This window comes from Deltaproteobacteria bacterium (genome assembly GCA_029860075.1).
Classification (GTDB): domain Bacteria; phylum Desulfobacterota; class JADFVX01; order JADFVX01; family JADFVX01; genus JAOUBX01.
This window is the reverse complement of sequence record JAOUBX010000118.1, coordinates 1-9,679: the sequence shown is the minus strand read 5'-3', so window position 1 is coordinate 9,679 and position 9,679 is coordinate 1. Positions and strand designations below refer to the sequence as shown.

Here is a 9,679-nt window from a genome sequence, read left to right as displayed (position 1 = left end):
CCATCTGCTGCCGGATTACTGTTTGTATCCTGCAAATAACCACTGATCACCGTCGTGCTGGAACCATCGGCAGGGATCGCATAGGACGTCGGGATTACCGTTAACTGACTAGCGGGTGTTACAAAGGTCACATCTACACTATTGTCGCCTGTCCCTAAAACAGGGGCGGCTGTCACTGTCGTTGTCCCCAGTCCGGAAGAACTCAGGACGGCAATGGCTTCACCTCCAACAGTAGCGCCTGTTCCACTGCCTATATCAACTGCTGATAAATTGGCAAAACCAGCATCCCAGGTAAAAAACACAGCACTGCCATCATTTACATAATTACCGGCGCCATCTCGCAAAACAGCTCTTAAGATAGTACTGCTGCCTGATGATACGATCGACTGATCAGCAGTTAATTCGACACTGGCCGGATACCCTGACAGAAATGCCACAGTAAAGATATTACTCGTAATGGTAGTAAAACCATCACTCCAGCTGGCACTGATATCACCCAAACCATTGCTTGTCTCTGACGTCAGGGTAATCGTAGCTTCTCCGGCGCCGCCACTGATTACTCCTGTAGTTGAACTTAGTATTCCACCTGTAGTTGCAAATTCGATTACCAAACCATCAGGTATAGAGTTCGTCAATATATCGGTAACCCTTGCAGTGATTGTCGTTGAGTCTACACCGTTAGCAGGAATAGTGTTGGGATCGGCAGTAATATTGATAAAAGCCGGAACGGGTGTTATCTCCAGTGGTGTTTGCGTTTTATCTACCGAACCGATTACTATTCTTATATTTGGTGTGCCGGCCGTACTCCCTGAAGTTAAATCAACACTGGCCTTGCCATTAACGGTGCTAATAAGATCACTCACCTGAGCCCCATTGGGGAAAGTACCCAGATCAGTAAAGAAGGTGGCATACATACCGTCTTTCACAAAGTCACCATCTAAATCTCTTACATAAGCCGTAATGCTGGCAGTACTGAAGCCATTGGCTACGATACCGGCGGGTGAACTGCTCATGTTAGTAAAGCCGACGGCTGGAGGGCCGGGGTTGAAATCCATGTTTAAGGTGACGGGACCGACACCATCACTCCAGGCGCTTACAGTAACACCAAGGGTAGCAACTGTGGTTGCTTGCAGATCAATTGACGCTATGCCGCCTACTGTCGTCGCGCCGCCTTGCCTGTTCCCCGTTGCCGCAAAAGTACCGTCACTTGTTGAGAAGTTTACAAAAATTCCATCAGTGACAGGATTACCATACTGGTCCTGCAGGTAAGCATTTATTGTTGCCTGACTAAATCCGTCAGCAGGAATTGCCACGGAGTTAGAATAAATCGTTATCTGAGAAGCGGGCTCTACAAAGGTTACATCAACACTGCCACTTCCACTTCCCACGGCAGGAATGGCCGAGACCGTCGTAGTTCCCACATTGGATGAGCTAAGCACAGCTATAGCTTCACCTCCAACAGTTGCACCTTTACCACTGCCTAAATCTACTGTAGAAAGATTCGCAAATCCCCCATCCCAGCTAAAATTAACAACTTGACCATCATTAACCAGGTTGTTCTCCACATCCCTCACAACTGCCCTGATTATAGTAGTACCACCTGATGAAACAATAGTCTCGTCAGCTGTTAGCACCAGGCTATCAGGATCACTGGAAAGGAAAGTCACCGTAAATATATTACTCGTAATGGTTGTAAAGCCGTCACTCCAGCTTGCACTTACGTCACCTGTGCCATTACTCGCCTCAGAAGTCAAGGTTACCGTTGCCTCACCCGTACCACCACTGATGACTCCCGTCGGCGTATCGAGCGTTCCCCCCGTTGTCGCAAAATTGATGACCAGACCGTCCGGTAAGAAACTGACTCCATCGGTTACCGTTGCCGTTATTGTACTGGTAGTCACACCATCAGCCGCTATTGTTGAGGGGACACCTGTAACATTGATAAAGGCCGGCATAGCCGTTATCTCAAGCGGCTGAGCAGCGTAGTCCTGATCACCTACGATGACATGAATTTGAGGTTTACCTGTGACTGCCGTACCGGAAGTAAAATCAATACTCGCTTCTCCTCCAACTGTCTGGATTAACTGACTTGTTTCCGTACCATTAGGGAAGGTTCCATAAGAATCGGTAGGAACACTATTATCAGAGCTATATGCTTTGAAAGTTACATTGAGACCATCTTTAACGGGATTACCAAGGCTATCTGTAATAACAGCTGTTAATAAAGCTTTGCTGGTCCCGTTCCCTGCTATAGCTAAAGGATCGCTGCTTAATGTTATAATAGCGGGTGCCCCCGGTGAAAAATCAATAGCACTATTCCCTGAAACACCTTCAGATGTTGCAGTTATTGTGACATTCGTCGTAACGGTTGTCTCTGAGACAATAGAAGTCGTTGCAATTCCCCCGGAGGTCGCAACCGGTGTAGATAAAATAGTGCCCGCTGATGTTGAAAAATTGACAAAAGTCAGATCCTGAATCGGATTTCCATACTTGTCTTGTACGTAAGCCGTTATGGTAGCGCTACTTACTCCATCAGCCGGAATCTTTGGCACATCCGTATAAACAACCAACTGTGAAGGCGGTTCAATAAAATTGACATTAATATTACCACTTCCACTACCGATTACAGGATAAGCTGTAATTAAAGCCGTACCTTTTGTTGAAGACCAAACAGCTGCTTTGGCAATTCCATTTACAGTGGCACCATCACCGCTGCCTTGATCGATAGCAGAAATATTTACAAACGCTACATCGGAAGAAAAGTTAACAAAATTCCCATCATTGACCAGAAAGCCGTTACTATCGCGAACTTCCGCACTTAGTATTCCAAATTGAACACCATCTGCAGCGATATTGACCTTATCTGAGCTTAGCAATAGGCTTGCAGGATCACCTGACAAAAAGTTAACAGTTACAGTACCACTAATAACATCAAAAGGAAGCGTTGTCTGGTCTATCCAGCTGGCTGTAACGGTTCCTGTTCCATTGCTTGCATCGGAAGTTAATGTAACTGTTGCCCTTCCGTTACCACCGCTAATGGAAGAGGTATAAGAACCCAAGGTCCCACCAGTTGTACTAAAGTCAATTATCAATCCATCAGGAATAGGGGCATTTACAGAATCTCTGACTATAGCTGTGACGGTACTGGTTGAAACACCATCAGCCGCTATAGTCGTCGGTACTGCCGACATATTAATAAAGGCAGGTTTGTTAGTAAATTGGACAGGAGATCCCGATATGTTTAAGGATCCAACTTGAGCATTAATATTAGGAGAACCCGATACTAAACCTGAAGTCAAATCTATCGTTGCTAAACCATTAGCAGTCAATACGATATCACTTGTTTGGAAAGTATTTGGGAAAGTGCCGAGATCAGTAGTAAACTGAACCTGCAGTCCATCTTTTACAGGATCACCTGCACTGTCGCTTATTACTACGGACAGTGAAGCAGAAGAGACCCCATCAGCGGCAATCGCAATTGGTGAAGCCGATAAAATGCCTGATGACGGTGGTCCGGGCTTATAAGACATTGTCAGGTTGCCAGTCGTTAAACCTGACGTACCCGTCACTGTTACCGTATTCGTTCTCACCGCTCCCGAAGTAATTGTGATAATAGCCTGACCATTGGTTGTTGTTGCCGTTGTATCTGATAATGTTCCGCAGTCAATTGAACTGCATGCAACAGAAAAGTCAATGACCGTTCCATCAACAACAGGGTTACTATTAACGTTATTAACAAAAGCTGTAATAGTGGACGTCGCAATACCATCTGCAGGAATTACATAGTCACTTGCAGAAAGCATAATTACAGCCACAGGGTTAACGGGTGCTGCACTTAATTCATTTGAAGGAACTTCAGATTCATTGCCATAAATATCCTGCCCTGTAATTCTGTAATAATAGGTCACTCCGTACTGTAAGCCATTAGCTACCGTATCTTCCCATGTTAGCGTGTTAATATCATTTATTGTTTTAACCAAGGTTGCACCTGAGGAAAGGATATTATATGTGGAGTAACTTGCAAAAGTAACATTGTTTCGATAAATGTTATAGGATTGAAAATCCAATGTCGGTGAAGCATCTTCGTTCAAAAAGTTTGAAGACCAGTTCAGTAAGATTGCATTATCCGCACCACTGGCAGAAATTATCGCCGGCGCCGCCGGCGCCACATTATCCGTATCAGGATTAGAAACTATAACGTTAGAGGGATCACTTTGATTTTTATTAGTAACCGAATCCTCAGCGATAACGGCATAGTAATAGGTTAAACCATTAGTTACGGTTAAGTCCGTGTAATTCTCCGTACCAACGGGTAAAAGCGGTGCATTTATAATGGCAACAGGGCCATAAATTGGATCACTTGCCAAATAATCATACTTGAGGTTCGGAGTTGCAGGAGATACCGTTATATCATCAGCAACACCAATATTTGTTATTGTAACGATTTCAGATTGAGCAGAACCATTTGGACCCAATATGAGAACATCACCAATAGATAAACCGGAGGTACTATTGACAAAAACAGTATTTCCATTTGTATAATTTGATTTAAAGCTGGTCTCATTCTCCGACCTGTAAATCCAATAACCCGCAAGGTCGATCATGGTAGAACTATTATTATTCAATGTAGGCGCAATCCAGGACAGATCAACCCTGCTGTCACCATCAATTGAGGTCAATCCCGTTGGTGGCGCAGGTGGAATAGTGTCCAATTGAGGAGACAAGCTAATTTCATTTGAATTAATGCTTTCATTACCTGCAAAGTCAACAGCTCTTACTATAAAATTGTAGGTGTCAACATTTGTTAATCCTGTGACTGTAAATGTTTCAGTACCAACAGGTATTAATGAGCTATTTTCAGGCGCAGGAGGATACTCAGAAACCGGTGACGAAATATTTTTATAAACGTTATAGCCGGCCAGGTCCAATAAGTCCGATCCGTCTTCGTTCTTAGTAGGTGGAACCCAACTGAGGGAAACCAGAGATTCTCCGGCAATACCGGTGAGAGAGGTCGGCGGTTTTGGTTCCATGGTATCTTTGATAGTGAAGGACCAAATATAACCATCACCACTGATTCCATCTTCATTTCCATCGAGCCTGTTTCCGGCAATGTCACGAATATAGCCACCCAGGCTCACGGTAACTATCTCTTCCGAACTAAATTGGAGATCAGGAATAAATGTAACCGTAAATGTTAAATTATCATAGAAGATAGCTCCCCTATGATATTTGCTCTTGCTGCCATAAACAGATATAGTAGAGCCTGCATGAGGCGAAGTACCTCCTTCAGCATCCTCGTTTCTAAGCGTAAGAGGATCTATATCCTCAGAAAATGTAACATTTATTGAAATTGATGGAACAACATCAATTTCACCAACGGCAGGCACAAGAGAAGTTACATCAACTGTCGGTGGAAAGGGATCTTGAGTATTTAACCAAACCTCCGTTCCGACACCACTGGTAATATCATGGGCCGAGGCAATATCAGGTAAACCATCTTTATTAAAATCCAGTACGACAACACCAATATAATTACCAAAAGTAATGGGAGATGGCGCCTCAGTCCAAACCTCTGAAATAGGATTTGAATCCGATTTGCTTCTTAGCCAGACACTTTCACCACCATTAATCCAGAGCTGAACCCCACCATTACCCTTATTGGCGGCTACTATATCCGGATAACCATCATTGTTAAAATCACCTGTATCAACACCATAATAGGTGCCATAAGTAGTTACTCCCGGAGAATAGGTACTAAAATAAACATTTTCCTTATGAGGTGGTGAGGCTCTGTCAAAGACGCCTGCATTCCATCCTGAATACCCTCCGAACCCCGTAGTATACGCATTAAAACGGAAACTTACATTCGGAAGAGTTGCATCTCCTGTATAATTGGGAGGACTGCTGTACGCACCTCCTGCTATAGTATCAAATGTCCATTGATCATTTAGTTCATAATCAATGGCACCATCACTTATTCTAAAAGTAACACCGGTATCAGGTTCATAATAATCAAGGCCCGGGATTATGGAATAATTATGGAACTCTGCCGAACCACCATGCACTACCGTAAATATAGGATTATTAGTACCGCCATTAGCGGTAACGGTAATAGTCCATGTTTCACTTACTGTCAAACCGGGAGTCGTAGAGATAAAATCAAATGTACCATTTCCTAATCCGGTAAAAACAGGAACCGTTGAGCTGGCAGTGGGTGCAAAAGTATAGGCATAGGCACCTGTGTTTTCAGCGCCCCCATCAGTCGTCTCTACATTAAAGTCCCACGGAGCCTGAGCTGTCCTTGCCTGGCTTGTTAAAGTCCAATCAGCGGTAGTTGTTCCATAATCAACAGTATCTGCACCTACTCTAACAGTTGGTGCGCCGGTAAATAATATAGCATCAAGCCCCCAATCACCGCGATATTTCTCAATAACGCTGGCATGCGGCTGTGATGAAAGATAACCAACGCCGGGATGCTGGCAGCCGGTTGCTGCCGGCGTAGCATAAGATAGTCTCCAGTTAATAACACCATCCCTTTCAGGGGTCCCGACTCTACCACCACCATCACCAAACCAGACGTGAAGTCCATGGTCACCACTATTACCGGCAACAATATCCAGATTACCATCCCTGTTAAAATCATCCAGTGCAACGCCGTCATACTCATATGTCATTCCCAACAACCCAACCAGCGGGTCTCTCGGACCGGTATGAGATCGATTATCAACACCATAAAGACTTGCAAAGCTGCCTGTACCATCACCTGTCCAGACATGAACTCTGTGGCCGTCCTGACTCGATGCAGCAACATCAAGGTTGCCGTCATTATCAATATCTCCCAGAGCAACACCGGAATATGCCGTGCTATCGCCAATCTTATTTTCGAGAGCCGTTAAAAATCCCGTTGCATTGTCATTTTGCCAGACACTTACCTGCCCATCGCTGCCTGCTACAATATCTTTATCACCGTCATGGTCAATATCACCGGTAGCAATGTAATAGTAACTGCCAATGCCGATATTTTCAGGAGCAGACCATTCGCCTGCGCCATTTCCATACCAAATATCAATCCCTCCACCACCATTACTGGCAGCAGCAACATCCAGGTTGCTATCATTATTGAAGTCCTCAACGGCAACGCCATAGTATTTCCCACTGTCGGTGATGCCCGTTGCAGTCGTTCTAAAAGTGAAGGTATCATTGACCTGAAAGTCATCACTGCCATCGTATATGACAAAGCTTACACCCGTATCAGGTTCCGTATAAGTCCCCGGCAAGGTGTATGGTGCACTTTCTGTAACTCCTCCATGGGTAATCTCAAAAGTAGGCGTATTTCCATTAGCCGTTATCACTTTGGCTGTCCAACTCTCGGTAAGTGTTAGAGAATCATTTGTTTCTATATTAGCAACGTCAAGCGTTCCGTTACCGGCGCCATTATAGCCACTATAAACGGCGAAAGCTTTCCTCCACGAATGATCACCATCACCATACCAGACTCTAACACCTTGACTATTACTTGCCGCTACAACATCCGGGTTTCCATCATTGTTAAGGTCCCCTGAGGCAATTCCCTGGAAACCACCTGAGCCCGTAGGATAGAGAAAGTCCTTCCAGCCTATTTCATCTACTCCGCCATTTTGTCGCCTGATTAAAATCGAGCCGCCAGAAACGCCGGCAATATCCAGGTTTCCATCATTATCATAATCAAACAATGTTATATCATCGTAAACACCGTTACTGTCCGGACTTGTACTTGCCGTCCAGACTTCTTCCATTGAACCGAGCCATACCAGGATACCACCACCAATCCGGGCCGCAACGATATCAAGATAACCATCATTATCGAGGTCAGTAACTTTTACACTCAGATAGGTATGCTCTATAGTTGCCGGATGACTTGAAGCTTCTCTCCATCCTCCTGAGGATGTGCCGTACCAGACATAGACCCCTGCTTTTTCTCCGCTGGTATTATCACCATCGGATTGTCCCGTCGCTGCAACAACATCACCATAACCATCTCTATTTAAATCAGCAACCACAAGTGAATGCCAGTTGCCTCGTCCGGTTATTGGCCCTGTTTCCTCTGTCCATCCATCATTTGCTGACCTTCTTGAATAATAGACGATATCCCCGTTATCCATACCGACTTGATAATTAGTTGCAAGAAAATCCAATCGGCCATCTTTGTTTAAATCATAAAAGGCCAGAGATTTTGGTGTATTACCAGTCACAGGTTTGTTCGTTGTTTCCTGAGCAAAGCCACCAACACCATCACCAAGCCATGTTCTTCCCTGCCATGAATTCATTTCCGCGCCAAAAATATCGGCTTTACCATCATTATTAACATCAACAATTTTTATGGAGTGATAGGATCTAGTGTCATCTACAAGAGCGCCGGGAACCCAGCTCAGACCTGTTCCATCACCTATAAATATTCTAAAACCATTGCCCGTACTATCACCAGCAACGATATCCAAATCTCCATCGTTATCCAAATCTCCTACATCCAGCGAATCAAACTGAAGACCCGTTGTAACCGTAACTGCACTGCTGCTCAAACCCCATGTCCATTTTTCCACAGGACAAATCCATTGCAGTTCTTGAAGCCATACATAAATTCCATCAGAACTTGATCCTACCAGGTCCATTCTACCATCATCGTTAACATCCGCATGGACTACTTTTTTAAAAGTAACACCCACATCACTGCCAACACCACCTACAGATGTCCACAAAATATCCGCACTGGATATTTTGGGCATGGCAATCAACACAAAAACCAGCGCAGACAGTAAAAAGGTCTTCAGCCACAACCCTCTATGAAAAGTGTTCATATACACTCTATGTAAAGTTTTCATATGTCCTCCACTGCATTTGGGCGAGCCGAATTTATTCATCATTTCAGTGCAGTCTCGCAATCATCTAGGTTTACTTCATCAATTGTTACCTGACCAATTGTTATGGGAAATACAAACCTTATATTACCGCCTATAACCTTTTTATCGAGCATCATGGCATCGAGATACTTCCTGTCCAGTTGATCATCAATTTGTTGAGGTAAATTCAGCCTCGATAATAGAGCAGCGATACGAGTGAATACCCCGTCACTACATTTTCCCATCTTATACGATAGTTGTGCTGCAAATAGCATGCCTATAGCAACGGCCTCTCCATGCCTGTATTTTTTATACTCCGTCACTGATTCAACGGCATGTCCAAAGGTATGTCCAAAGTTTAAAATTGCTCTGTAACCTGACTCTCTTTCATCGCTATGTACTACCTCAGCCTTGATCTGACATGATTCTTTCACAATTTTTTCCAAAATAACCATATCCAGTGACAAGATCTTCTCTGCATTCTTTTCCAGGCAGGAAAAAAACTGTTCACTGCGAATTACGCCATATTTCACAACTTCAGACATACCCGCTCTTAACTCTCTCGGGTCTAATGTTTTCAAAGTACTTAAATCAATAAAGACAAAAAGCGGTTGATAAAATGCGCCAATTAAATTTTTACCTCTGCGATGATTTACCGCAGTTTTACCACCGACACTGGAATCAACCTGAGCAAGCAGGGTAGTAGGAACTTGAACAAAAGGGACACCTCTCAAATAGGTCGCAGCTACAAAGCCCGTGATATCGCCAACAACACCGCCTCCCAATGCGATAAGAGGGGAATA

At 44.2% G+C, this 9,679-nt stretch carries 2 protein-coding genes; both read right to left on the bottom strand.

Translation table 11 applies throughout. The features are described from left to right. Positions 1-8,858, bottom strand: an 8,858-nt coding sequence (locus tag OEV42_20505) for an FG-GAP-like repeat-containing protein (GenBank protein MDH3976652.1), incomplete at its 3' end; no start/stop codon positions are given. Between the two features lie 38 nt (positions 8,859-8,896). Further along, a complete protein-coding gene (gene aroB, locus OEV42_20500) occupies positions 8,897-9,667 on the bottom strand; it encodes a 3-dehydroquinate synthase (protein ID MDH3976651.1) in 771 nt (256 codons plus the stop codon). Positions 9,668-9,679 lie beyond the last annotated feature (12 nt).